Origin of the sequence: Calidithermus timidus DSM 17022 (genome assembly GCF_000373205.1) — a bacterium.
GTDB classification, from domain to species: Bacteria; Deinococcota; Deinococci; order Deinococcales; family Thermaceae; genus Calidithermus; species Calidithermus timidus.
Genome location: NZ_KB890688.1, coordinates 50,194 through 74,624, shown reverse-complemented (window position 1 = coordinate 74,624; position 24,431 = coordinate 50,194). Strand labels below are relative to the sequence as shown.

Genomic DNA, 24,431 nt, shown 5'->3' with positions numbered 1-24,431 from the left:
CCTTTCGGGTTAGGGCTAGCCCTGGAAAAGGGGGTCTTGGGCGGTTTCGGGGCCGGAGGGCTTGTCGTCCTTTTTGACCCGGCTGGCCGCGAGCTGCTGGTAGTAGCCCAGGGCAAAAAGGCTCTGCTCTTCCAAGCTCAGGGTGCGGGGCAGGGTGGGGCCCAGGACCTTCCAGACCTCGGCGAGCTGGGTGTTGAACCAGTAGGCCAGACCGGGCGAGTCCTTGGCCAGTTTGCTCAGGTGGTGCTGCGAGAGCCGCGTGAGGCGGCCCAGCACCATGGCCGGGGTGCTGCTGGCCGCGCCGTAGTAGCGCTGCACCACGCCGGCGTTGATCTCGGACTCGGCGGAAGCCTCCTGAATCTGGGCCAGCAGGCACATCAGGCGACCACAGTGGTAGGCCGGGCTGGGGTGGTTGGGGTCTAGCGCCATACCTATCGTTCCTCCTTTTCGGATGTGATAAGCCTTCAAAAGCCCCATGCGGGCGTAGATGCGCCCCAGGGCAGCGGCATCGGACTCTTTGGCGCTGAGGGCCTTGGTAAAGTCCCCCTTCATCACCTCGGCGATGTGGGACTCCATGATGCGGGCTAAAGCGCCGTAGGGAATGGGCAGGCTGGGGTTCAAGGCCGCGCGCCAGAGGGGGACTTGCAGGGTTTTGATGGGCTTGAGGTAGTCGTCGAGCTTTTGCTCGGGGGACTTGGGGCGTTGCAGGCTTAGGAAGAGGCGGTTCAGACCCGGCAGACTGGCAGCCCGATCGCCGCTTCTGCGCACGATGGCGAGGTGCTCAAACCACGTCTTGACCGCGGTGATGAAGTCTTCTAAGGAACCCGTCTGCCAGTCGCGCACCATCACCCGCCCCGAGGCCGGGCTCAACGCCGCGGCGAAGAAGCGGGCGCCCTGCAGGCTGGGCGGAGCCTCACCGGTTTTGAGGGCTTGGAGTACCTTGCGGGCGCGCTCCAAGGCCTGGGCTTCCTCGGCCTCGCTGCTGCTGGGGGCGAAGAGGTCGCGGAAGAAGTCGTCTTCCTGGGGGATGGCCCGGTCGTACCAGACCACTACCTTCATCTCGCCCAGAATCTGGGCCTTTTCCAAAAGTGCATCCAACCCAGCCCGGTAGGCGGTGGCGGCCAGCTCCTCCACGGCAGCGTTCTCACCCTGGGAGAGACCGTAGGACTCAAAGGCGTCTTTATCGTAGGTGACCAGGGCGTGCCCAAAAGCACTGCCGCCCAGCTTGGTTACCTTGGGGTGGGTAGAGGCCGGTGACACCAGTTCCCCGCTGGCAAACGAACGCATCCCGCCAGTGCTCTTTTGCGCGGGGAAGGCCTGGGCGCGGAACCCCCGCCACCAGCCGTGCCAGTCGGGGTAGTCCAGCACGCATTGCCCCTGGATGAAAAAGGAGATTTTGTCGGTGGGCTTGAGTTTATCCGAGCCCTTTTTCTGGGTTTGGGCCTCGAGCTTCTGCACCATCTGCGCCATCTGCGCCGGGTCGGAGAGGGCCTGGGCGATGGGCAAAAGCAGGGGCACCTCTTTTGCGGCGAGCCCGATGAGCAACCGGAAGGTCTCTCCCTTTTGCAGGTTCTTCTGGTGGTCCTCGGGGTTTTTGACCCTCCCCTCCTTATCCCGCTCCGGCAACCCGAACACCACCGCGCAGGTATCGGCCAGGAAGTGGGCGGCCTGCTCGGCGGTGTACCCCATGGCCCTGAGCGCGTTGGGCATTCCGATCATCTCGGGCTGGGAGAGGTCGGGGGCGGGTTTGGCCTGGTTAAGGGGAATGAGCTCGGTGAACGCTCCTTGGGAGCTCACCCCCACCAGCCAGCGGATTTCCTTCTGGGTGAAACCCGGTTCCGCACCCAGCCCCTTTTGCCGGGCATACTCCACCAACTGCGAGAGCATCAGCCCACCCCCTTGCGCACCCGCTCGTCCCAATAGGGGGGCACCTCGAGCACCCCCTCCACCACCTCGGCCTCGAAGAGGCTCACGCTGGGCTTTTCGCCCTTGTCGGTGCGGAGCGGAGCCCCCGGCTTGGAGAGGTCGAAGACGTCGTAGAGCATCCAGCCGATTTTTTCGCTGTAGGGCACGGGCTTGGCCTCCTCGCCCTCCACCAGGCGGAAGTAGCCGGTGAACTCGCGGCAGCCCAGGTAGGGCTGGTAGACGCACTGCCCGGCCCGGGCCCGGCGCTCAAAGCTGTGCTCGATCTTCTGGCGCAGGGCGGGGTCCTCGCGGTAGAGCACCGCGTGGGCGGTCAGGCGGTAGCCCACGTCCTTGAGGGCCATGGTCTGGCGCTGGGTGCGGCCCTTGGTGTCCTGGCCGGTTTCTTCCTTGGTGGCATCGGCATAGAGGGGCTCGAAGGTGCTGGGGTCTCTCATCCAGCCCTGGACGCTGCGCAGGCTCACCTTGTCCTTCACCTCGTTGCGCATCAGGGCGATGTAGCGCACCGGACGCAGCACCTCGATGCGCTCCATCTGCCAGTACATGAGGGGCTTTTTGCTCTGTGGGTCGAAGTCCAGGTAGATGGCGTCGAAGATGCCCCGCGCGGCGCTGGGGGTGATGACGGGGTAGCTGAAGCGCTCGACCTTGAACTCGGGCCGGGTAAAGCAGGCCAGCTCGCCCCAGACTTCCAGGCAAAAACTTCGCATGAAGCCTCCTTTCAGGGTTACAATCTAAGCAATGTCCCCGAAAACTCCCGGTTTATACGACCAACCCCACCTCACCCCCTTCCTCGGGCGTGAAGCCCAGCCTTGGGTCGTAGAGGGCCTCCTCCGGGCACAAGTACCAGTCGGGGGCCTCGCCCCGCCCGTAGCGCAGGAAGACGCGCTCGAGGAAGGGGGGCGGCCCCCCTTTGGGCAGAAAGAAGGGCACCGTGTAGGGCCTGGCGCGGTGAATCCAGTCGGCGGCGATGCCCCGGTCGCGGGCCACCTGCATAAGCGCCTTGGCCTCGTTGTTGTAGGGCACCACCACGTTCACCGCCGGCGACTCGATGATGCGGTAGCGGCGGGCAAGCTCGGCGTAGTTTTGGGTCAGGATGAAGTTCTCAATCTCCGGGTCGCTCAGGCTTTGCAAGCTGTAGAGGCTCTGGTAGTAGCGGCGGAAGGTGGTGGGGGTGAGCTCGAGCGGCCCTTCGGCCTGCAAGGCCCGGGTGAGCTTGGCGGCCTGGGCGTAGGCTTGGTCGGGGTAGGCCTCGTCCTCGGGCAAGAAGACCACCAGCCGCCCTTCCTTGCGCAGGCCGTGCCGGTTGACCCGGCCCGCGGTCTGGGCGATGGCCTCGAGGGGCCCCAAGGCCCGGTAGCCCACGGGGAAGTCGAGCTCTACCCCGGCCTCCACCACCTGGGTAGCGATCAGGCGGCAGGGGAGGCCTTCGCTAAGCCGGGCCTGCACCTCCCCCAGCACCTGTAGCCGGTGGGCCGGGCACAGCGCGGTGGAAAGGTGAAATAGCCCCTCCAGGCCCTGCGCCTCGGCCAGGCGGAAGAGGGCATGGGCCTGCCGCTTGAGGTTGAGCACCACCAAAGCCTGGGGGTCGGCCTCGAGCAGTGTCAGCAGATAGGGGAAGGGGGTGGGGTTCTTGAGCCACCAGTCCACCCCCACCCGCTGGCTCTGCTGGAAGAGCACCTCGGGCGCAGGGGCTATCTCCACCGGCTGCCAGCCCTGGGGCTCGCCCGCTCTGACCTGTTCGTGCAGGGTATCGAAGGCCGGCTGGGTGGCGGTGGCGAAGACCACCACCGCGCCGTACTTCTCGCTGGCCAGGCGCGAGAGGGTTTTGAGGGTTGGCACGGCCAGGTGGGTGGGCAGGGTCTGCACCTCGTCAAACAAGAGCACGCTCCCGGCCAGGTTGTGCAGCTTGCGGCAGGCCCCGGGGCGGTTGGCGTGCAGGCTCTCCAAGAGCTGCACGTGGGTGGTGAGGACGATGGGGGCCTCCCAGTTTTCGCTCAAGAGGCGGCGCTCGAGCTCGGCCACATCCTGCTCGTCGGAAAGCTCTTTACGCAGCGGACGGTAGGCCAGGCTGTGGTCTTCGAGGATGTAGTGCGGGCCAAAATCGGCGAAGAGGTCGCGGTAGATTCCGGCGGTCTGGTCGAGGATGGACAGGTACGGAAGCACCACCACGATGCGCCGTATGCGCGGGTCGCGCAGGGCCCGCCTGAGGGCGAAGCGCAGCATGGCCAGGGTCTTGCCGGAGCCGGTGGGGGCGGTGAGGGTATAGAGCCGGGTGCTTTGTTCTGCAGCCATCGCGCAGGCCTCGGAGACCTGCTGGCGAAGCTGGCGGATGGATGGGGGCAGTTCCTCGTTGCGGGCCAGTGCTTGGAGGAGGGCCTCGAGCCGCTCGAGCGCCCTTTCGGCCTGCAAGGGGGGCGCAGAGGGGCGCGCCTCCCCCCGCATGTGCTGCTCGGTGTCCAGGAAGTCGGCGTCTACCAGGGCCGAGAAGAGCATGCGGGTGTCCAGCATGGCGGCGGCGCTCTGGGCTATGGCAATTTGCCCCTGGCTGGGGGGTGGTAACTCTATGCCATCGGCCAGAAAGCGCTCTTTGAGCCGCTCGAGGTTGGCCTCGCTCAGACGCAGCTCGGGTGGGAAGCCCTGGCCGTCCTCCCGCAGTTTCATCTCCTTGAGGCTCTCCTTGGCCCCGCTCTGTAAGCCGATATGGTGCCCCTGGATGGCCAGTGCTACCGCGGGTAGGCGGTATTCAAACAGCGCCACGTGGGCCCCGGCCGACCAGTGGTCGAGGCCTTTTTCCTTGCCCTCCAGGCGACGCTGGAAAAGGTCGCCATACTTGCCCAGGTCGTGCAAAAGCCCGCCCAGGCGACCCTTCTCCGACTCGCCAAAGGGGGCGGCTTTTTCTGCTGCCCGCCGGGCAACCTCGGCTGCATGCTCGCGCATGGGCTGCCAGCGGGCGCGGTCTTGGTGGGTGTGGGCCCAGTAGGTTTTGGGGGAAGCCAAGCTTTGGGCGTCGTACTGCGCCAGCAACTGCCGGGCCTCGGCTAACCAAGTCTGCCGCAGCTTTTCCGGCTCCAGCACCTCTACCCGGGGCCCCCAGCTTTGCACCCACGACAGCAGCTCGATGGGGAAACCCTCCTCGTCGGTGCCTACCGTGACTTCCACCACCAAACTGCCGTCGTCTTGCTGCTGTAGCTCCCTGAGGTTGGGATAGCCCCCCTCCCGGATGCGCTGAACAGCCTGTGGCAGGAAGCGCAGCTTCACCCGGAGCGGCTGCCCCCCGCCCCCCACGATGCCCCAGGCGTTGGAGAGGTACTCGCGGGGGTCGAAATTAGAGGGGATCTCGTAGGCCTCGGTCGAGCCGACCAGAGTGACAAACCGCATCCGTGCGAGCTTAAAGGTGCGCACTGCGTTCTTGTAGCTGCGCTCACGACCAATGACGTAAACAGCCATGTTGGCCCGTGAGACCTCGATGAAGTAGGTCTCCAGCTCGAATCTGGTAGGATCACGCCGCCCAGGAAGCTGGTACTCGAAGCGAACGAGCTGCCGACGGAACCAGGCGTTGGTGATCTTCTCGAGGTTGCTGCCCTCGAGGCCGGGCCCTCGCGTAGCCATGGCCTCGGCACTGCGCTGCGCAATGGCCCGTGCCGGCTCGGGCAGGCCACGGGCCAGCTTGAGCATGGCCTCGAGGTACTGCTGGTTGTGGCCGGGCGAGTGGTGGTAGAGCATGCGCAAGGCGGTGTGCGCCACCACCTTGTCGATGTCGCTCAGCATAACGCCGGCGCTCAGGGCGTAGGTGTGCCGAATTTCATCGTGCAGCAGGCGGAAGCCTAAGTGGGGCTCGAGCTCCTTGAGATCTTCGAGGTAGTACAGCACCGCCCGCTTCTTGACCCCGAGGGCGGCGGCGAGTTGTTGCGCGGTCCAGGGCTTTAGCTTGAGCAGCTCGAGGATCCGCACCAATCGCAGGGCTTTTTCATGAGAGGCCCTGAGTGATTCAGCATCGCCCTTCTCCATAAGGATCGTGGATATGAATCTACCAACGCCCATCTACCGACCATCCATATCGGCGTGTGATCGATATGAATGCGCAGGAAATCTAAGTCCGTTATCTGAGGTCGCTCAGACAACCCAGGGAGAGATTCCCCGTCGCTCCTGAACCCAGTTGGCGTAGTGACCCACCATGAACTCGCCCGCCCCTTGGGAAGGCTGGTCCCGATAAACCCACTCGGCAGCGGGGTCAAGCCGGTAGATACCCCCTTTAACCTGAACACTCCCCTTCCATCCCAGCACTTCCCGCAGCCGCTCGGCGGTTTCCCAAAGAGCTTTACGGTCTTGGGGTCGGTTCCCGTGGTAAAGCTGGTCGAGAAGGTGCTCCACCCCGGCGCTCCCGCCGTTCTCCAGCAAAAACACCAGCAGTTCTCCCGGCCTGCCGGTGGGGTTTATCGGCACCGGACGGCCATTCACCTTGACCTCGAGCGAGCCGAAGGGGTTGACTTCCACCCAGTGCTTCTGCTGCCCCAGTTCCGGCAGGCCCAAGGCGGCCCTCAGCTCGGGGAAGCAGTGAAGCTCCTCCCGCACCCAGAGGTTGGTGGGCTCGAGGCCACCCAGAAGGGAGCGGGCAGCTTCCGGTGCCCCAGCGCGGTGCTCGAGGGCCGCTTGCACAACCGTCAGCACGATCTTTCCGCGCTCACCCAGCGAAAGCGTTTGGCCCAGGGCCTCCCGGGCTCCGGTTGCGTCCCCCAACATCAGCCGCGCCGCGGCGATGTCGGCATTCAGCCAACTCGTCGCCGGAGAAGGGTCAAGCTCCAGCGCCAGCGTGAGCTGGGCCAGGGCCTCCTCGAGGCGACCCAGCAGGCGCAGGGTATGACCGTAGCCCCATAGGGCCTGCTGGCGGTCATCCCGCTCACAGGCCACCCGAATGGCTTCCCGATAGCTGCTCAGCGCTCGTTCCCACTCCCCGAAGGAGCGACGAACGGCGCCCAGGCCGCACAGAGCCCTGGCATGGAATTCCCGCGCCACTGCCTTGCGGCTGAGGCGGACGGCCTCGAGCAAATGCCCCTCGGCCTCCTCCGGGCGGTCACCGATGAGGGCCATCCCCAAGCTGTGTCGGGTCCAGGCCAGGTAGTACGGGTCGTCGCGCAAGTAGGCCAGGGCCTCGGCCCAGACTACCCGCGCCGCGGAGCGCTGACCCGAGAGGTAGAGCAACCCACCTTCGTCCAGCAAACTGCGGCCCAGCGCCGAACCCTTCAGGTACCCTCTCGCCTTCAGAAAAGCCTCGCGCCAGTCGGCCCGACCTAGGCGGAACAGCACTTCCCCCCTGGTACGCCAGTAGAGTCCCCAGTCGACAGATTCACAGCCCTGAAGGGTCTCGAGCTGACACAGGGCCTCCTCACAGCGCCCCTCCCGCAGCAAAGCCCAGGCCCAGTACGTGCGGAGCGCCTCAGGGATCGGTGGGGTCAAGCCACCGAGGTATGCCAAAAGCCTGCCAGACTGCCGAGAACGGCACAGCACCATGGCGTAGAGCCGCTGGAAGGAAGCATCCTGCTTCACAAGATTTTCGGGCAATAGATCAAACAACTGCGCCACCTGCTCCACAGCTTGGTGAGTAGAAGCCTGGCTTACAAGGCCCTCAAGCAACCTGAGCGCTAGGGCTGTTCGAGCGGTCTCCAACAGGGCCGTGAGGCTGACTCGAGCGTCTTCGACGGGAATTTTTCTCACGCCAATCTCATTGTACAAATCGGGGAGGCCAGACGCCTCCCCAATCCAGGCCAACTGCTAGCCGCCGGTACCGATCTTGGGGTCATCGCCGTCGGCGATGACCTGGGGCTGGCTTAGCGCCTGCTGGGACGAAGCCAGTACCAGGCCCACCGACAGGAGCAGCGCCAGTAGAAGGCCCACACCTCCCTTCACCAAGACAGGATGCTTAAAGCCGAATTTGCCGACCGGTTGGGTGAGAGAATCGTTGCTCACGCCCTCACCCTCGCTCCACCCCGCGCATGATCTTTGCGCGGTGTATCAGGTCGGCGATACGGGGCTGGGGACAGGGGTCAAATAGAAAAAGACGCGGTCAGAAAACCGCGTCCCAGACTGGAGCCGGTGGTCGGATTTGAACCGACGGCCGCTCGATTACGAATCGAGTGCTCTACCGCTGAGCTACACCGGCCCGCAGACAGCTATGTTAGTCGCTTTTGCCCCGTGGGGCAAGCGGTGGCTTGACGTGCGCTGCCCCGAAGGGGGATGCTGTGGGCTGCCGTGAATCCCCCTGCCGATACCAAAAGCAGCCGCAAGGACGGACGCGAGCCCCTGCAGATGCGCCCGCTCAGGCTCGAGCTGGGTTACAACGCCTACGCCGAGGGCTCGGCCCTGGTCGAGCTGGGCCTGACCCGCGTGCTGGTGACGGTCTCGCTCACCGATGGCGTTCCGCGCCACGTCTCGGCCAAGGAAGGCTGGCTGATGGCCGAGTACAACCTGCTACCCCGCTCGACCAAGGAACGCAAGGAGCGCGAGCGTCAGAAGCTCTCGGGGCGCACCGCGGAGATCCAGCGCTTCATAGGACGGGCTTTCCGGGCCGCCCTGGACCTTTCGCTACTGCCCAACAAGACCGTGATCATCGATGCCGACGTGCTCCAGGCCGACGGGGGAACCCGCGTGGCCTCGCTGCTGGGCGGGTATGCCGCGCTGTACACGGCGCTGGACCGACTGGTGATGCTGGGCAAGATCGACGAGTGGCCGCTGAGCGAGTTTGCCGCGATCAGCCTGGGCTGGTTCGGGGAGGAGCGCATCCTACTCGACCTCACCCACCAGGAAGACGAGAGCGCCTGGGCCGACCTCACGGTGGTGGCGACAAGAGAAGGCGACGTCATCGAGGTTCACGGCGGTGGGGAGGGCCGCCCGATCCCCCAGGCGATTTACCGGAAGATGCTCGAGACCGGCCTGAGCCAGATGCCCGAATTGATCAAAACCGTTCACGCGCAACTGCGAAAACCCCTATCCTGATGTAAACGGCCATGCGCGTACTGGTTGCCACCAACAAAGAACCCAAGCTCGCCAAACTGCGCGAGTTACTGGCCCCGCTGGGTTGGCAGCTCGAGCCCATCGGCAGCTACGCCGGGCTGCTGCCCACCCCTGACGCCTCCGGTGAAGACCTCACCGAGCGTGTGCCTGTCGTGGCTGCGCACCTCGCCGACCTCAGCGGCTTGCCCACCCTGCTCGACGAGAGCTGTTTCGAGTACACCCACGCCGGGCAGCGGGTGTTTTTCTCCTTGCAATTTGGCCCCGGCTCTTCCGAGGAGGAACGCCGCAACCTGCTATTGCATAAGCTGCGCGGCCTCCCGCCGCAAGAGCGCGTGACCCGCTTCATGACCGTGCTCACCCTGGCCTACCCACAGGGGAAAACCGAGACTTACGTGGGCGAAACCCCAGGGGTCTTGCTGCATAAACCTAGGGGGGAGGGTGGGGTCGGTTACGACCCGCTGTTCCTCGTGCTCGAAGCGGGAAAGACCCTGGCCGAGATGTCCCCTGCCGAGCGCGAGCGCTTCTCTCCCTGGGAGCGGGCGGTGCGCCGCCTGCTGGGGCATCACATCATCGACCATCTGCACCCCACGGTCGAGCTGCCGCCACAAGGGCCATCGGCTACACTCGAGTCGGCTCCAGGAGCGGCCAGGCCCTCCTCGCGCCCTACCCCTATGCGCCTACTGGTTGCGACCAATAACCCTGGCAAGTACCGCGAGCTACGTGAAGGGCTCGCCCCGCTGGGCTGGGAGCTAGCCTCCCTGCTCGACTACCCTTTCAAGATGCCCCCCGAAGAAGGAGCCTCTTTCGAGGACAACGCCATGCTCAAGGCGGCCTTTGCCTGCCGCCAGACCGGCCTGCTGACCCTGGCCGACGACTCGGGCCTCGAGGTCGATGCCCTCGAGGGCGAACCCGGGGTGTACTCAGCTCGCTTCGGAGGGCGCAAGAGCGACCTCGAGCGCAATATCTACCTGCTCGAGCGGCTCAAGGGCGTCCCCGCCGAAAAACGCACCGCCCGCTTCGTGGCGGTGCTGGCAGTGGCCCACCCTCAGGGCTTCATGCAGCTCTTCCGGGGCGTCACCGAGGGCCTGATCCTCGAGGCACCGCGGGGAGAAAACGGCTTCGGTTACGATCCCCTGTTCTTCGTGCCCGAAGCAGGCAAGACCTTCGCCGAGATGAGCCTGGAGGAGAAGGCGCAGTACTCGCACCGGGGCAAGGCCCTGGCCGAGTTGCTCGAGGCCTACAAGGACGGATTCAGAATCCCCGAAGCCAGTTCTTCGGAGTGAACCCCCGCTCCAGGCAGCGGCGGCTTTCAGGCCGCTGGCTTTCTCCTGGCTGAATCCGGCGTACTCCCACCTGCGTATCTGCGGGTGGAGGTGTTTATGAAGGTAAAACCCTGGACGTGGGGAGTCTTTTTGGGAATAGCCACGGTGGCCGCCCTGGCCCAGATGCAGGGCCAGGGGCCTCAGATCCGCTATGCCGAGCTTTCGGGAAGCGGGAACCTCAAGGGCACGGCGGTGATCCTCACCTGGCCCAGCGGGGATCACGAGGTCTTCCTGCGCCTCGAGGGGCTTAGGCCCAGCTCGGGGGTCTACGTCAACCATATCCACTCCAACGCCGCCGGCAACGCCCGTTGCCAAGCCCAAAACGGCGATAAACTCATCGGGCTGGCCAACCTTCAGCCCGACGACAAGGGGGTGGCCCTGGCCTACACCCGCCTGCCCGCCAGCGTGAAGTACCCTGAGGGAGAGACCTACGTAAATGTCCACGCCAACACCCCCAATCCGGTGGGGGCCAGCATTGCCTGTGGTCAGGTAGAGGAGGCGAAATAGCCCAGGCCGACCCGGCCTGGGCAAGCTGAGGGGGATGCCCGTGCGGTTGGCTTTGTCCTTGGCCCTGAGTTTAGCCCTCACAGGATGCCCCAGCATCCCGCACACCGCCCCTTCCGACTCCGGAGCCTTCGACACCGAAACGCTGGGGCAGAGCCAGACCTCGGCGCCGGCACCTTCCCCTACCACTGCGCGATCCATCCCAGGATGAAGGGCACCATCATCGTCAAGCCCTAGAGGTGAGTTATGAAGCGAACGGTAATCTGGCTTTGTGCGGTCGGGCTGGCCCTTTCCCTCCCCATCGCCCTGGGCCGCCCCCCCTACCGCCTGGCGGCCATCGCCCAGCTCCACCTGACCCCCGACCAAGGGGATACCCGCAGCGTCACCTGCCAGTTCTGCCACGTCAACCCCGGCGGTGGCCCCCCCTGGAACCCCTTCGGCGAGTTGGTGCGCTCGAACTTCAGAGGTAGCATCAATCAGGCCCTCTACGACGCGCTCAGGGCCATGAAGGACTCCGACGGAGATGGCTACCTCGACGTGCTCGAGGTCTTCGCGGGTACCTGGCCGGGTAACCCCGACAGCAAACCCCTGGTAGACCCCACCTTCCTCAAAGCCAACTTCGAGAAGGCGGGCGGGGTGGACCTCTACAAGCCTGCGCAGTAGGCCCTGGCGAGGAATGCTGGGGCTTGGCCCGGTCCAAATCCGCCCTGAGAATCGGAGCGGGCTGGGTATACTGCTTTAGTAATGAGGGTCGAGGTCTCCTTGTTGGATGTGGCGGTCTTTTTCGTGATCGCCCTGTCGCTGGCCTACGGGGTGCGCAAGGGTGCTCCGTTTGCCCTCGCGGCGGTGCCCGCGCTGGCGGTCTACGTGGTGCTGGCGCAATTCCTGCCCATACACGAGAACCCCTGGCTAGGCACCGTTCTGGCCGTGATTTTAGGAGTCGGTTCAGGTGCGCTGTCCCAGCTGGTCCCCCTACCCCGCTTCTCCAGCATGACCGAGGGCGTCATCGGGGGAGTGGGGGGGGTGATCTGGGGATTGTTCCTTGCAGTGTGCATCTGGGTGTCCTTCCCCGCGCAGTACAAGGCTTCCACCGGATCGCTGCAATATCCCTCCGATCGCATCTCCGACCTTGTCGCCCAGAGCATCGAGGACAGCGGCTTCGCCCAGCCCCTGTTCAACTGGGTTATCAAGAACCCGGCCATTCAGCGGATCTTCCCGCCGAATTTGCAGTGATGGCTGATGGTCGATGGCCAAACGCAGGTCGTGCATCATAAGGCGCCTTGTCGGAACCACGATAAGGGTTTTTGAATCCCGCTATCAGCCTTCCGCTTGTTCCTCCAGCAGCAGGCTCTCCCAGCTCTGCCGTTGGCGCAGCACCTCCCACTCCTCGCCCGTCCACAACAGCTCGAGCGGCCTGGGGGTGTCGAGGTAGTTGCTGCTCATGCTGCTGCCATAGGCCCCCGCCTGCAAAATCGCCAGGGCATCGCCCTCCTTGGGGGTGGGCAGGGTCAGGTCCTTAGCCAGGATGTCCCCACTTTCGCAAGCAGGTCCGGCTAGGTCGAAGCTTTGAAGGGCTCCCCCCTTGTAAAGAGGCTCCACCGGATGCTGGGCACCATACAGCATCGGGCGTAGCAAGTGGCTCATCCCCGCGTCCACCAGCAGGAATTTGCGTCGGGTTCGCTTGAATCCCCAGGTGCGGGTGACCAGCACCCCGGCTTCGGCCACCAGGTAGCGGCCCGGCTCGAGCCACAACTCCACCCCTAGGCGCTCGGCCAGCCCGAGCGCTTCCGGAGCCAAGCGGGTGAGGTCTAAACCCAGGCCAAAGCCCCCGCCCAGGTTGAGCACCTCGAAGGGGCCGTGTTCCTGATACAGCCGCTCCATGAGCGCGTATCCGGCGTGGAAGTCCTCGACGCGCTCGAGGGCCGAGCCCAGATGCACGTGCAGCCCCAACACGTCGAGGTCTCCAGCCCGCGCGATCTTGAGGGCCTGCCTTATGTCCTGCGGCAAGATGCCAAACTTGCTCTCACCCCGCCCGGTGGCCAGGTGATCGTGGGTGAGCACCGGCAGGTCGGGGTTGACCCGCAAGATGACATGGCTGCCGGGCAGGTGTCGGGCCACCCGCTCGGCGTCGGGCAGGGAGTCCAGGCCCAGGATGGGCACGCCGATCTCCTTGAGCTCTGCGAGCATGGCGGGGGTCTTGAGTGGCCCGTTGAGCAAGACCTCCTTACGCTTGAAACCGGCGGCGTAGGCTCGGCGCACCTCCCCCAGGCTCACCGCCTCGAGAAAGACCCCCAACCCCAGCAACCGCCGCAAGATGCCCAGGCGAGGGTTGGCCTTCATGGCAAAGAACAGCTCAGCCTGGGGAAAAGCCGCCCTGAAGGCGCTCACCCTAGCCTGAATCGAAGTCAAGTCGTAGGCATAAAAAGGCGTCTCGTAGCGCTCGAGGGCCGCTTGCAGCGCCTGGCGAAATCGAGGGTTGAGGGCGCTCATGCGTCCCAGATTACCCGAGCATCCTGAGAGCGATGTGCCAAATGCACGGGTTGTGCGAGAATACGGCCATGCTCATCGGCGTCGCTGCCCAGTACCGCACCACCGGCGAACTCGTCCGCAGCAAGATCTGGGGCCTGCTCGAGCCCTACGTCAGGGCCCTCGAGGCCCAAGGAGCGGATGTGGTGGTGATTCCGCCCCAGGCCCGCCCGCTCGAGATCGCCCGCAGGCTCGACGGCATCCTGCTGCCCGGCGGGGTAGACATAGACCCCGCCCACTTCGGCGAAGACCCCATCCCCGAGATGGGCGAGGTCTCGCCCGAGCGCGACACCCTCGAGCTGGAACTGGCCCGCTACGCCGCCCAGCGCCGCATCCCCTTGCTGGGCATCTGCCGGGGCATCCAGGTGATCAACGTGGCGCTGGGTGGCAGCCTTTACCAGGACCTACCCGCCCAGGGCTTTAAAGCCATTCAGCACTACCAGAAGTCGGAGTCGGGGGTGCTGGGGCACAGCCTCGAGCAGATCTCCAGAAGCCCGCTGGAGGCTTTGTTCCCCCGACGCTTCCGGGTCAATTCCTACCACCACCAAGCCCTCAGGGACCTGGCCCCCGGCCTGCGTGCAGTCGCCGTCGCCCCCGACGGTGTGGTGGAGGCGGTGGTGCTCGAGGATCACCCCTTCTACCTGGGCGTGCAGTGGCACCCCGAGCTCTTGCCCGAGCAGTGGGACATCTTCCGGGCGTTCGTCGAAGCAGCCGGTGTGGTCAATCGCCAAACGACGTAGGGCATACGGTACGATACCCCCGTGAACCTCGGTTTTCTCGCCTCAGGACGGGGTAGCAACCTACAAGCGGTGATCGATGCCTGCAAGCGCGGGCGGCTTTGTGCCACACCACGGGTGGTGATCTCCAATAACAGCGCTTCGGGGGCGCTAGAGAAGGCCCGTCAGGAGGGTATCCCCGCCTATCACCTCTCGAGCCACACCCACGGCGAGGGGCTCGACGAGGCCATCTTGAAGACCCTGCAGCGGCACGAGGTCGAGCTGGTGGTGCTGGTGGGCTACATGAAGAAGCTGGGGCCGCGAACCCTGGCGGCCTACCGCAACCGCATCGTCAACATCCATCCAGCTCTGCTGCCTAAGTTCGGCGGGCAGGGAATGTACGGGATAAACGTGCACAAAGCGGTGATCGAGGCGGGCGAGCGCGAGAGCGGCGCGACGATCCACCTCGTAGACGAGGAATACGACCACGGAGCCATCCTGGCCCAGACCCGCGTCCCCGTGCTCCCGGACGACACCCCCCAGACGCTGGCCCAGCGGGTGCTCGAGCGCGAGCACGCTTTCCTGGTCGAGACCTTGGGCAAGATCATCAGTGGAGAGATCCGCCTCGATTGACCCACAAACCCTCTGGAGGTTCGAATCATGCCCTTTCGCCTCGAGACCCCCCGCCTGATCCTGCGCCGTTTTGAACAGCACGACCTGGAAGCCCTCATCGCCTACCGCTCCGATCCCCAAGTAGCCCACTACCAGAGCTGGGACGCGCCCTACCCCAGGGAGAAAGCCCTGGCTTTCCTCGAGTGGGCTACGCAGGCCCAGCCCACGCCGGGACAGTGGTTCTACGCGGCCATCGAATCCAAGGGCAGCGGCGAGACCCTGGGTGAGTGTGCGTTTTTGTGGCTCGAGGACGGCCAGCAGGCCCGAATCGTCGTCACCCTGGCCACACAGCATCAGCGACAGGGCTATGCCCGCGAGGCGCTGCAGCGGCTGCTGGAGTACCTCTTCGAGGACTTGAAGCTGCACCGGGTGCACGCCAGCTCCGACGTGGAGAACCATGCCGCCTGGCACCTGATGGTCCAGTTGGGGATGCGGCTGGAGGGGCAATCGGTCGAGAGCCGTTGGCTCAAGGGCCGCTGGAGCAGCGAGTACCACTACGCCATCCTGCAGCGGGAGTGGCGCGAGCGGCGGGGTTGAGCGGCATAACCCGATCGGCACGAATGTAAGCGGGTGGTTCTGGCAAGCGGCCAGGGGCAAGATGCCGTATCTATAAGCGATATGACGCAGGGTAAGGAGGGAGCGGGGTGCCCAGTATTGACAACCCCAATCACCACAGCTAACATAGCGGTTGCTGTTCGGGGCTGTGGCGCAGCTGGGAGCGCGTCTGAATGGCATTCAGAAGGTCAGGGGTTCGAATCCCCTCAGCTCCACCAAAAGACTCCGGCCATGCGCCGGGGTTTTTTCTTTTGGGCTTGATATATGAACCAGCAGCCGCTATAGTTGATCGTTGGCTGGGCTAAAAGCCCAAGGCTTGCCATTGCCAAGCCTGCGCGGAGGAAGCTTAAATGTTCGCAATCATCGAGACCGGAGGAAAACAATACCGGGCCGAACCTGGCGCGAAGCTGCGCGTGGAGAAGCTCGAGGCCGAAGCAGGTCAGACCGTCGAGTTCGACGCCCTCCTGCTGGGCGGGGAAAAAACCGTGGTGGGCAACCCCATCGTGCCCGGTGCCAAGGTAGTGGCTGAGGTGGTGGGTCACGGCAAGGGCAGGAAGATCCGGGTGATGAAGTTCAAGGCCAAGGTGCAGTACCGCCGTAAGCGGGGCCACCGCCAGCCTTACACCGAGATCGTGGTCAAGGAGATCCGCGCTTAAGCGCCCGTAGGCGGTGGCCCAACTGCTATCCGCTACGGACCATCGGCTACAGGCACTCTGAAGGAGCTTGTTATGGCACACAAGAAAGGTCTGGGTTCGACCAAGAACGGGCGCGACTCCCAAGCCAAGCGCCTGGGCGTGAAGAAGTTCGGCGGCGAGGTGGTGCGGGCCGGTAACGTGCTGGTGCGCCAGCGCGGCACCAAGTTCCGCGCGGGAGCAGGCGTGGGCATGGGCCGCGACTACACCCTCTTCGCCCTGGTGGATGGGGTGGTGGAGTTCGCGGACAAAGGCCGCATGGGGCGCTTCGTCTCGGTGAAGCCCGCCGAAACAGCCACCCAAGCCTAAGCTTGGCGAAGGCCGAAAGCTGAAGGCCGCCAGCCTTTAGCCTTCGGCCTCGAGTTTTTAGTCTTGTAGCCATGTTCAGGGATACGCTCGAGATCACGGTCATAGCCGGGCGCGGGGGTGACGGGGCCATCAGCTTCTGGCGCGAGAAGTACATCGCCAAGGGCGGCCCCGACGGGGGCGATGGGGGCGACGGGGGCTCGGTCATCCTGCGGGCGCTAGGGCAGGTGGACTCCCTTTCCACCCTCTCCAAACGCATCTACCGCGCCGAGGACGGCGAGCACGGCCTGGGCAAGGGCATGGACGGGCGCGCAGGCCGCGATCTGGTGGTGGAGGTGCCGCGGGGAACGCGGGTCTTCGATGCGGAGAGCGGGGAGTTGCTGGCCGACCTGGTCGAAGAAGGCCAGAGCGTGGTGGCGGCCCAGGGCGGTCAGGGTGGGCGGGGCAACCGCCACTTTGTCACCCCTACGCGCCAGGCGCCCCGCTTCGCCGAAGGGGGTCTGCCCGGTGAGAAGCGGCGGCTGCGGCTGGAGCTGATGCTGCTGGCCGACGTGGGCTTGGTGGGCTACCCCAACGCGGGCAAGAGCAGCCTGCTGGCCGACCTCACCGCGGCCTCGCCAAAGGTGGCCGCCTACCCCTTCACCACGCTGGCTCCCAACCTCGGCGTCATCGAGCGCGCTGAGGGCGAGCGCATCACCATGGCCGACATCCCCGGCATCATCGAGGGGGCTAGCCAGGGCAGGGGGCTAGGGCTCGACTTCCTGCGCCACATCGGGCGCACGCGGGTGCTGCTGTACGTGCTCGACGGCAGCGACAAACCCACAGAAACCCTGCGCACGCTGCAAGGGGAACTGCGGGCTTACGACCCCGAGCTCCTGAAGCGGCCCTCGCTGGTCGCGCTCAACAAGATCGACCTGCTCACCCCCGAAGAGGTTGGCAGGCTCGAGGCCGAGCTCGCCACCGTTGGCCTGCCGGTGCTGGCCATCTCGGCGCTCAGTGGGGAGGGCCTCGAGCCGCTGGTCGATGCCCTCTTCGCCCTGGTGCAGGCCGCGCCAAAGCCCGTCCTCCAGACCCCCGCGCCCCCTCCCCCACCCGACACCGGCATCCGAATCGAGGAGGTCGAGGAGGGGGTCTTCGAGGTCAGGGCCCCGCAGCTCGAGCGCCAGCTCTCGCGCATGAAGGGCGAGGTGAGCGAGATGGCGGGGTACTTACAGGATTTGTTCAGGCGCTATCGTGTAGAATCGGCGCTCGAGGCCCGCGGTGTCCGCGCGGGCGACACCGTAAGGCTCGCCGGGGTGGAATTCGAGTACATCCCGGAGGTGTGAGTACGCGGCAAGCTCTTAGCGTACGACCCCTACCGTTCGACACTTAGCGTTTAGCCTTCGGCATCGGTCTTATGCGCATCGGTATCTTCGGCGGCAGCTTCGACCCCATCCACCTGGGGCACCTGCTGGCGGCCTCGGAGGCGGCAGCGGCGCTGGGGCTCGAGCGGGTGCTCTTCGTCACGGCGGCCCGTCCGCCCCACAAAACGCCGGTGGCCCCGCCCGAGGCCCGGCACGAGATGGTGCTGCTGGCCACCGCCCGCGACCCCCGCTTCGAGGCCAGCCGCCTCGAGCTCGACCGCCCCGGCCCCAGTTACACCGTCGATACCCTGCTCGAGGCTCAGCAGCGCCACCCGGCTGCTGAGCTTTTTTTCATCACCGGAGCCGATGCCTACAACGACGCCGACTCCTGGTACCAGGCCGAGCGCCTCGACGACCTGGCCCACCTGGTCGCGGTGACCCGCCCCGGCCACACCCCCGAGATCCACCCCTTCTTCCGGGAGCGCACCCGCCTCCTGGAGATTCCCGGCTACGACGTTTCCAGCAGCGAGATTCGCAGGCGGCTGCGCGAAGGCCGCACAGTGCGCTATCTGCTGCCTTTGGAAGTGGAGGTTTACATTGGCAAACACGGCTTTTACCGAGTGGGCTGAACGGGTGCGCCAGCTGGTCAGCCCCGAGCGCTTCGCCCACATCCTGCGGGTGGCCGAGCTGGCCGAGCGCATCGCCGCGGCCAACGGGCTCGAGCCCGAACGGGCTTACCTGGCGGGCATCCTCCACGACGCGGCCCGCGAGTTCGCCCCCGAGCGCTTAGCCGAGCTGGCTCCCCCGCAGAACGAGGTCGAGCGCGAGCACCCCAAGGCCCTGCACGGGCGGGCCGGGCGGCGTCTGGCCGAGGAGTGGGGCATCGAGGATGAGGAAGTGCTCGAGGCTATCGAGGGTCATGTCTACGGCGCACACCCCAAACACGCCATCGCGATGGCGGTTTATGTGGCCGACGTGTCGGAGCCGGGGCGCGGGGTCAACGCCGAGATCCGCGATCTGGCGCTGGGAGGGCAGTTGCTCGAGGCCTACCGCCAAGCCGTGCGCAGCAAGGTCGAATACCTTCAGCGCAAGGGCATTCCCGTTCATCCCCGCACCCTCGAGGCCTACCGGGAGCTGATCAGCGAGCCCAGACCAGGCTTCAGGCTTTAGCCTCATCCCTTCTTTTTCACGATTGGCAAGGTTCTATCGGCTATGTTTGTCGGGAAACGTCCATGCGCCGACCTCGAGCTTCCCTGATCCTTCTGAGCCTGGGCTTCTTCGGCCTGGCGGCGGCTATCCATTTTGCCCCTACCCCCGGCGACTTGCGCTACGGTGGCGGGGGCAGCGGTTTTCGGGCGGGTGGTGAGCTCGAGATGAACCTGGTGATCGCCGCCCGTGACATCGAATATTGCGGCTACCACACCCCTTGCGGGGCGGGCGAGCGCACCGACACCATCTTCTACGCTGCCGTCAGGGGCAGCGAGGTGAGCCTGCTGGCCATACCCCGCGACCTCTACACCCCCCTGACCGGTGGCAAGATCAACGGAGCCTATGCCAGGGGCAAAGCCCAGGGGCTGGTGGACGCCGTCGAGGAAGCGCTGGGGCTGCCGGTGGATCACTACCTCATCCTCACGCTCGACGTGGTCAAGGTGCTCGTGGACGCGGTGGACGGGGTGGACGTGGTCTTGAGCGAGCCCATGAAGTACAGCGACCGCGCCGCCGGGCTCTACATCGACTTTCCCGCCGGTCCCAACCACTTCGACGGGGCCGACGCGGTGAAGTACATGCGCTTCCGCCACAGCTACGGCAGTGATTACAGCCGCCTCGACCGCATCAAGGACCTGTTGAGCCACGTCGCCGAGAAGATCAAGCAGCCTAAATACTGGGGCCGCCTGCCGGGGCTGGCCAACCAGGTCTGGAGCAGGCTCGAGACCGACCTCAGCCTGCAGGACGCGCTGGCCTGGCTCCCCTATCTGCGCAACGTCTCGCTGCGCTCGGCCACGCTGCCCACCTACGAGGACGGCTTCTTCCTGCGTTACGATGAGCAAGAGCGCAACCGCTTCCTCAACGATTTTCTCTCGCTCAAGCTCGACCTGCTCACCGGCATCGCTCCCGAGGGCAAGGTGGCGGTGCTGGCGCCCACTGCCGCAGATTCGGAGAGCGCTCGGCAAAACGGCACCGACCCCCTCGAGGGCTTCCGTCGCCTGGGCCTGCCCCTGCCCGAGGTAGCCGAGAACACCCTGGCGCTGGGGCCGGGGGTCTACATCCGCACCGGCAGCAGCTCGGTCGAGGTGGGCCGCTATTACGCGGAGTTGCTGCACCTGCCGCTGTTCACCCGTTACCAGCTCAGCCCCTCAGGCTACGACGCCCTGATCGTGCTGCCCAAATGTGGTTCCTGCGGATAGCGCTTACGGCTGCTTCTTGCCGCAAGGGCTATTGGTAGGAACCACCCTCCGGTCCGAATGGCGGCCAACATGAAGCTGGGATCAGGCCGTGCCGACAGGAGTACGGCCCCGCAATTGCACGTCGATGTTGCAGATGTGCCCTACCAGCCAGTTCTTCAGCGTCCCGTGCAGTTCGCGCAGCATCTCGACGCTGGCCCCTCCACGCGCTTTGTGCTGCTGGGTGAAGTCGGCGTAGAGGGCCAGGAAGCGATCGTGCGCCTCCTTGTTCTTGCGGGCGATGGGGCAACCCCGCAGCGTCATGCACAGCTCCTCGTAGGCGAAGTGGGTGTTGACGTAGCTCTCCAAGAACGCCAAGAGATTGTCCACCTCTTCGCGGTTTGGGGGGCTGCCGGGCGGGGTGGACTCGAGCAGGCGCTCGAGGCGGTTGACGTAGTCGAAGAGGTTGCGGTGCTGCCCGTCGATGCGCGCTTCGCCGGTTTCATAGCTCGCGTTCCACTCGATCGCCATAGTCACGCTCCAACGAGCCGAGTGTAACGAGCATGCCGGAGAGGAATGTCCCCGGTTGGCATGCTTTGGCTATCGACCATCCACCACCGATGTACCCCGACCCTCGACAGCCTCCTCCTTGTGCAGCTCCAGTGCCCGCTCAGCCAGGCGCTCACCGGCCTCGGCAAAGGGATGGAAGATGCAGTTCACTCCTGCTTTCTCGAACAGCGGGTCCTCCTCGAGGTGATAGCTGGTCACGGCGATCAGGCCGGGGAACCCCCGGCGACGCAGACCCTCCACCGCACGCAGCTTGGCCTCGAAGTCGGGCATGGTCAGCAGCACCCCCCTGATCCCCGAGAGCTCGAGCCGCTCCCACAGCTCGGGGTCCTCGGCGTCGCCGTAGAGCACCCGGCGGCCCTTAGCGCGGTGGGCCTCCAGCTTGGCCGGGTCGGCGTCCAGCCCCACCACCCGCTCCCCTTCGCGCTCGAGCAGCTTATAGGCCGCCCCACCCGTGCGTCCCATGCCCACCACCAGCCAACGGGCCTGCCCCAGCCGGGTGGGCTCGCGGTCGGGGTGGTCGCCCGAGCGCTCGAAGCGCAGCAGGTAGGGCTCGAGCCGGTCGTACAGCCGGTGGACCCGGCGGTTGAGCGGAGCCGCCAGCACCAGCGAGGCCGCCACCACCAAGGCCAGCAGCGTGCCCCAGGACTCATCCAGCACCCCATTGCGCACGGCGGCGCTCGAGGTGATGAGGGTAAACTCACTGAAAGTTCCCAGCGCCACCGCCGAGACGAAGGCCGTACGTGCCCGCAAGCCAAACAGCACGAACAGCACGAAGAAAATCGCCAGTTGCAGCGGCAGCGAGAGCAAGATCAAAAAGCCCACCCCCAACAGCTTCAGTTCAGGGAAACCGCCCAGCCCGATCTCGAGGAAGAAGGCCACCAGGAAAGCTTCTTTCAGACCCCACACTGTACGCGAAAGCTCGGTGGTCTGGGCGTGGCCAGCCAGGAGGGCTCCCATCAGCAAAGCCCCCAGCTCACCCGAAAGCCCCACCGCCTCCGCCAGGCTGCCCCCACCCAGGGCTAGCCCGACCCCGAAGAGCAACAGCAACTCGTCGTGGCCGCTCTTCTCGAGCACCCAGACCACCAGCGGCCGCAACAGTGGCAATAGCAGCAGCAACAAGGCCCAGGGCGTGGGGGTCTTGACCCCGGCCAGCGCCAACAAGGCCACCGCCACCAAATCCTGCAAGACCAGGATGCCCACCACCACCCGCCCGTGGTAAGTGGAGAGTTCGCGCTTTTCCTCCAGCAGCTTGATCGCCAACACCGTGCTGGAAAACCCCAGCCCCAGCCCCACGTACCAGGCCGCGCTGCCCAGCCAGTGCCACAGCAGCAGCGTGGTCAGGCTCCCGGCCAGCAACAGATGTAGGCTCCCCACCCCCAGCACCTCGGGGCGGAACAGGCTGGCCAGCCGCAGCTTCAGCCCTACGCTGAACAACAGCAGCAGCACGCCCGCGTGGGCCAGCTTGTGCAGAAAATCCCCGCCGTGCAAACCCAGCGCACCCAGGCCAAACCCTGCGGCCAGGTAGCCCACCAGGGGCGGCAGCCCCAGCGCACTCGCCCCCAAGCCCAACACATAAGCTCCCAGCACCCAAAGGGCTTCCATGTAGCGAGTTTATCGGGTAGGCCAGCAATCGGAAAATGACCCGAAGCGGCTTGGCAAAGCGCACACATTTCTCCGGCTCAACTGCGCTACACTAGGGGCAGATGGTGAAAACACTGGATGCTACCCGGAAGATCGAGTTGATTCGCCAATCCCTGGAAGACAAGAAGGCCGAAAACGTGGTGGCTCTGGACCTACGGCAGGCATCCGAGAGCCTCGATTTCTTTGTCATCGCCTCCGGCACCAGCCGTCCCCACCTCGAGGCCCTCGAGCGCGCGGTGCGCGAACGCCTGGAGGACGAAGGCCTCTTTCCCCTCCACGTCGAAGGCCCCAGCCAGCGCTGGATCCTGCTCGATTACGGCGAGGTGCTCGTGCACATCATGACCCCCGAGGCCCGTGAGTACTATGACCTCGAGGGCTTCTGGACCGACGCTCGGCGCCTGAGCGCCTAACCCCGCTGCCTCCCTCCACGCTTTTTGGCTCTCCCTGCGCTCAAGCGCTGAGCAAGAACTGGAAGGCCACCATCGCCGTCACCGAGAGGGTGAGGGCGGTGGCTACGCTGGAAGCCGGGGCGTCCTCGAGGGCCTCGGGCAGGATCTCCGCTATAGCCAGCCAGATCATGGCCCCCGCTGCAAAGCCCAGCCCAAAGGGCAGCAGCGGTTTGAAGGCCTCGACAAACAAGAACGCGGGTACCGCCATGAGGGGTTGGGGAAGAGAGGAAAACACGCTCCACCAGGCGGCCTTGAGCACCGAAACCCCTTTGGGCACCAGCACCAGGCTGATCGCCAGGCCCTCGGGGATGTTGTGCACCGCGATGGCCAGGGTGATGAACAAGCCCAAAGCCTCTCCTCCACCGAACGAAACCCCCACACCCACCCCTTCGGCAAAAGAGTGCACGGTCATGATCCCCACCAGCAGCAGGGCCTTACGCGAATCCAGCGCACCCAGGTTGCCCAACTGAATGTCGTCGTAACGGCCCAGGAAGCGGTGTGCGGCCAGGATGAAGGCCAGGCCCGCGAAGACCCCCAGCAAGGTGCGCGCGAGGCTGTAGCTTACCCCCTCATAGATCAGGCCAAAGCTGGCCGCCAACATCAGCCCGGCCGCTACCGAGTTGGCAATGCCCAGCGCCCGGCGGCTGAGGCCACGCCATAACAGAAAAGGCAGGGCCCCCAAACCCGTGGCGATGGCGGTCAGCAGAGCGTAGAGGAATACACTCAGGGTCATCGGCTCCACCTCGTCATCTTATTGCAAATGATTATCAGTTGCAATAAGGACATACGTCACCTGTCCCAAGGCGCACTGCCTACGATGCAAGTCCGATCACCTTCGGCCTTCAGTTGCAGTTTACACACACATATAGGCGGTATTCGTGGGGACCGCTCAGGCCAACGGCTACCGATTTTGCGGTGGGAACACCCGCTTCAACCAGGCGTTCACGTCCTGGGCAACCTCGTCGGCCCTGGAGTCGAGCAGGAGGTCGTGTTCGCTGTCGTAGGCCTTGTATTCCTTGCTCGAGCTCCCCAGCAACTGGTAGAAGCGCCTGACCGCTGCTTCGGGGATGGTGCTGTCGTGCTGGGCCTGGAGCACCAGCGCCGGAGCGGTAATCCGGGGCAGCAAGGGGGGAACCTGCCGGCATAGCTTGAGCACCTCCACGAAGGCGCCGGTGGGGAAGTAAGGGTAGTTGGGGTTGTTCTTCTTGCGCTGGGGGTCGCGCACCGAGTTGGTACCCTTGAAGGTCGGGATCACCCAGCGCAGGTAAGGGGCCAGGGGGGCCAGGGGGTTGACGAAGCCCAGGGCCGGCACCATCGCCACAAATGCCGAAGTGCCCTCCTCGGCGGCAAGCTTGGCCCCGACCAAAGCGCCCATCGAGAGCGTCACCAACGCCCTGGGCTCGGGCAGCGAGCGGTAGGCCTCCAGCGCCACCCGATACCAGTCCTCCCAGCGCACCCCCACCAGGTCTTCCGGACGGGTACCGTGGCCGGGGAGCGTGGGCTGCAGCACGGTATAGCCCGTCTGACGCAAAACGTCGGGGAGTGGGCCCAAGGTGAGGATGGGGTGCGAGGTAAAGCCATGCAAGACCAGAACATTGGACATAGCTTAAGAATACCGCCCGAGAGCCCACCCACACCCACCGCCAGGGGGCGAGGGCATCCGCTGGCCCTTTCGGATACCTCCCTCAGCCTAAGCGATACCCTCATACCAGATTCGGTCAGTTCGTTCCCGAATGGGAACGAACTGACCCCGAAGGGAGTGCTCTAGGATTCAAAAAGATAGCCTCTGAAGGTCTTTGGTTTGGGTGATTATCTTTTTGAAT

Annotated in this window: 25 protein-coding genes, 2 tRNA genes and 1 pseudogene; 17 read left to right on the top strand and 11 right to left on the bottom strand. The window is 65.1% G+C overall.

The annotated features are described in order from the left end of the window. Positions 1-15: 15 nt before the first annotated feature. From cas8c to B047_RS0103560, 6 genes are all read right to left on the bottom strand, one after another. Positions 16-1,887: a type I-C CRISPR-associated protein Cas8c/Csd1 gene (cas8c, locus tag B047_RS0103585; protein WP_018465584.1), complete on the bottom strand. Its 1,872-nt coding sequence runs from the start codon at positions 1,885-1,887 to the stop codon at positions 16-18. Then, the gene (gene cas5c, locus B047_RS0103580; protein ID WP_018465583.1) at positions 1,887-2,630 is read right to left on the bottom strand and encodes a type I-C CRISPR-associated protein Cas5c; all 744 of its coding nucleotides are present in this window, start codon (positions 2,628-2,630) and stop codon (positions 1,887-1,889) included. Before cas5c ends, cas8c begins: the two co-directional genes overlap by 1 nt. Before the next feature lie 52 nt (positions 2,631-2,682). Beyond that, positions 2,683-5,931, bottom strand: coding sequence for a CRISPR-associated endonuclease Cas3'' (locus B047_RS0103575; RefSeq protein WP_018465582.1), 3,249 nt, complete (start codon positions 5,929-5,931; stop codon positions 2,683-2,685). A gap of 105 nt (positions 5,932-6,036) precedes the next feature. Then, a complete protein-coding gene (locus tag B047_RS0103570) occupies positions 6,037-7,635 on the bottom strand; it encodes a tetratricopeptide repeat protein (protein ID WP_026234547.1) in 1,599 nt (532 codons plus the stop codon). Positions 7,636-7,692: 57 nt separating this feature from the next. Beyond that, positions 7,693-7,815 (bottom strand): hypothetical protein, encoded by a 123-nt coding sequence (locus B047_RS18515; protein WP_275052677.1) that lies wholly within the window; start codon positions 7,813-7,815, stop codon positions 7,693-7,695. A gap of 190 nt (positions 7,816-8,005) precedes the next feature. Continuing rightward, a tRNA-Thr gene (locus B047_RS0103560) sits at positions 8,006-8,080 on the bottom strand. A 74-nt stretch (positions 8,081-8,154) separates the two neighbouring features. Here B047_RS0103560 and rph point away from each other — a divergent pair. The 6 genes and pseudogenes from rph (at position 8,155) to B047_RS0103535 (ending at position 11,990) form a co-directional block, all read left to right on the top strand. Further along, positions 8,155-8,913, top strand: coding sequence for a ribonuclease PH (gene rph / locus B047_RS0103555; protein ID WP_018465579.1), 759 nt, complete (start codon positions 8,155-8,157; stop codon positions 8,911-8,913). Positions 8,914-8,924: 11 nt separating this feature from the next. After that, a pseudogene (locus B047_RS18300) lies at positions 8,925-9,476 on the top strand (non-canonical purine NTP pyrophosphatase); the annotation flags it as partial. 126 nt (positions 9,477-9,602) lie between these two features. Further along, complete coding sequence (gene rdgB / locus B047_RS18295) at positions 9,603-10,214, top strand: RdgB/HAM1 family non-canonical purine NTP pyrophosphatase (protein ID WP_026234545.1); 612 nt, start codon at positions 9,603-9,605, stop codon at positions 10,212-10,214. A 96-nt stretch (positions 10,215-10,310) separates the two neighbouring features. Beyond that, complete coding sequence (locus B047_RS0103545; protein WP_040779258.1) at positions 10,311-10,760, top strand: hypothetical protein; 450 nt, start codon at positions 10,311-10,313, stop codon at positions 10,758-10,760. 243 nt (positions 10,761-11,003) lie between these two features. Next, a complete protein-coding gene (locus B047_RS0103540; protein WP_018465576.1) occupies positions 11,004-11,420 on the top strand; it encodes a thrombospondin type 3 repeat-containing protein in 417 nt (138 codons plus the stop codon). An 81-nt stretch (positions 11,421-11,501) separates the two neighbouring features. Continuing rightward, positions 11,502-11,990, top strand: a complete 489-nt coding sequence (locus B047_RS0103535; RefSeq protein WP_018465575.1) for a hypothetical protein — start codon at positions 11,502-11,504, stop codon at positions 11,988-11,990. Between the two features lie 84 nt (positions 11,991-12,074). Here the strand turns inward: B047_RS0103535 and lysA are convergent, their stop codons facing one another. After that, positions 12,075-13,247, bottom strand: a complete 1,173-nt coding sequence (gene lysA / locus B047_RS0103530; RefSeq protein ID WP_018465574.1) for a diaminopimelate decarboxylase — start codon at positions 13,245-13,247, stop codon at positions 12,075-12,077. A 68-nt stretch (positions 13,248-13,315) separates the two neighbouring features. Between lysA and B047_RS0103525 the strand changes: the two genes are divergently transcribed. From B047_RS0103525 to B047_RS0103480, 10 genes are all read left to right on the top strand, one after another. Then, complete coding sequence (locus B047_RS0103525; protein WP_018465573.1) at positions 13,316-14,023, top strand: gamma-glutamyl-gamma-aminobutyrate hydrolase family protein; 708 nt, start codon at positions 13,316-13,318, stop codon at positions 14,021-14,023. A 21-nt stretch (positions 14,024-14,044) separates the two neighbouring features. Next, positions 14,045-14,632, top strand: coding sequence for a phosphoribosylglycinamide formyltransferase (gene purN / locus B047_RS0103520; protein ID WP_018465572.1), 588 nt, complete (start codon positions 14,045-14,047; stop codon positions 14,630-14,632). A 27-nt stretch (positions 14,633-14,659) separates the two neighbouring features. Next, positions 14,660-15,208 carry a GNAT family N-acetyltransferase gene (locus B047_RS0103515; protein WP_018465571.1) on the top strand — a complete coding sequence of 183 codons (549 nt, stop codon included), beginning with the start codon at positions 14,660-14,662 and terminating at the stop codon, positions 15,206-15,208. Positions 15,209-15,368: 160 nt separating this feature from the next. Beyond that, positions 15,369-15,444: transfer RNA gene (locus B047_RS0103510), tRNA-Ala, on the top strand. Positions 15,445-15,576: 132 nt separating this feature from the next. Beyond that, on the top strand, positions 15,577-15,882 hold the full coding sequence (rplU, locus tag B047_RS0103505; protein WP_018465570.1) for a 50S ribosomal protein L21: 306 nt from the start codon (positions 15,577-15,579) through the stop codon (positions 15,880-15,882). A 72-nt stretch (positions 15,883-15,954) separates the two neighbouring features. Beyond that, entirely contained in the window at positions 15,955-16,227 is a 273-nt protein-coding gene (rpmA, locus tag B047_RS0103500; protein WP_018465569.1) for a 50S ribosomal protein L27, read from the top strand. A gap of 71 nt (positions 16,228-16,298) precedes the next feature. Beyond that, positions 16,299-17,549 (top strand): GTPase ObgE, encoded by a 1,251-nt coding sequence (gene obgE, locus B047_RS0103495; protein WP_018465568.1) that lies wholly within the window; start codon positions 16,299-16,301, stop codon positions 17,547-17,549. 71 nt (positions 17,550-17,620) lie between these two features. Further along, on the top strand, positions 17,621-18,196 hold the full coding sequence (gene nadD / locus B047_RS0103490; protein ID WP_018465567.1) for a nicotinate-nucleotide adenylyltransferase: 576 nt from the start codon (positions 17,621-17,623) through the stop codon (positions 18,194-18,196). A gap of 4 nt (positions 18,197-18,200) precedes the next feature. Beyond that, complete coding sequence (yqeK, locus tag B047_RS0103485; protein WP_018465566.1) at positions 18,201-18,737, top strand: bis(5'-nucleosyl)-tetraphosphatase (symmetrical) YqeK; 537 nt, start codon at positions 18,201-18,203, stop codon at positions 18,735-18,737. Positions 18,738-18,799: 62 nt separating this feature from the next. Continuing rightward, positions 18,800-19,972, top strand: a complete 1,173-nt coding sequence (locus tag B047_RS0103480) for an LCP family protein (RefSeq protein ID WP_018465565.1) — start codon at positions 18,800-18,802, stop codon at positions 19,970-19,972. An 81-nt stretch (positions 19,973-20,053) separates the two neighbouring features. On the opposite strand, the gene B047_RS0103475 is transcribed toward B047_RS0103480, so the two are convergent. After that, positions 20,054-20,479: a bacteriohemerythrin gene (locus tag B047_RS0103475; protein ID WP_018465564.1), complete on the bottom strand. Its 426-nt coding sequence runs from the start codon at positions 20,477-20,479 to the stop codon at positions 20,054-20,056. A gap of 69 nt (positions 20,480-20,548) precedes the next feature. Further along, a complete protein-coding gene (locus B047_RS0103470; protein WP_018465563.1) occupies positions 20,549-22,120 on the bottom strand; it encodes a cation:proton antiporter family protein in 1,572 nt (523 codons plus the stop codon). 101 nt (positions 22,121-22,221) lie between these two features. On the opposite strand from B047_RS0103470, the gene rsfS reads away from it, so the two are divergent. Then, entirely contained in the window at positions 22,222-22,569 is a 348-nt protein-coding gene (rsfS, locus tag B047_RS0103465) for a ribosome silencing factor (protein WP_018465562.1), read from the top strand. 40 nt (positions 22,570-22,609) lie between these two features. Here the strand turns inward: rsfS and B047_RS0103460 are convergent, their stop codons facing one another. Next, positions 22,610-23,341: a ZIP family metal transporter gene (locus tag B047_RS0103460; protein ID WP_018465561.1), complete on the bottom strand. Its 732-nt coding sequence runs from the start codon at positions 23,339-23,341 to the stop codon at positions 22,610-22,612. Between the two features lie 168 nt (positions 23,342-23,509). Beyond that, positions 23,510-24,211, bottom strand: coding sequence for an alpha/beta hydrolase (locus B047_RS0103455; protein WP_018465560.1), 702 nt, complete (start codon positions 24,209-24,211; stop codon positions 23,510-23,512). Between the last annotated feature and the right edge of the window lie 220 nt (positions 24,212-24,431).